Source organism: Anatilimnocola floriformis (assembly GCF_024256385.1).
GTDB lineage: Bacteria > Planctomycetota > Planctomycetia > Pirellulales > Pirellulaceae > Anatilimnocola > Anatilimnocola floriformis.
This window is the reverse complement of sequence record NZ_JAMLFW010000009.1, coordinates 1-483: the sequence shown is the minus strand read 5'-3', so window position 1 is coordinate 483 and position 483 is coordinate 1. Positions and strand designations below refer to the sequence as shown.

Annotated in this window: 1 protein-coding gene; it reads left to right on the top strand. The window is 62.3% G+C overall.

Annotated elements, in window-relative coordinates; all coding sequences use genetic code 11:
- Window positions 1-36: 36 nt before the first annotated feature.
- Window positions 37-483 (top strand): hypothetical protein (locus M9Q49_RS35260; protein ID WP_254514057.1); only part of this gene is annotated, 447 nt, incomplete at its 3' end.

Genomic DNA, 483 nt, shown 5'->3' with positions numbered 1-483 from the left:
CTGAGTGCGACCGGCAGTCTGACCGTGAACGAAACGGTGAGCACTACGACAAGCGGCAATGTGACGTTGTCGACCATCGATGCGGCGGGTGTGGGGCAAGACATTGTGCTGACGGCAGCCGTGAATGTGAATTCGGCTGGCGCGATCGTGTTGAATGCCGGTGATAACGCGACGCTCGCTGGCAATCTCGTGAGCGCGACCACGACGACGGTGAACATCGACGTCGGTGTTGCGGACGCCGGAGTCGGTGGTGTGTTCGCGCTGACGGGAACGATCACCGCGCCGAGTGGAGCCGTGCTCAACGGCAACGGCGACAACGATACGTTTAATCTCGCGCCGCAAGCGAACGCTGCGGTGACGGTGAACGGTCTCGCGCCGCACATGACGCTGACCGGTGACATTCTGAATCTCGATCTGTCGGCGACGACGAGCCGGCAGCTGACGCTGGGCAGCATCGGCAGCGGCGTGTGGACTCTCAACAGT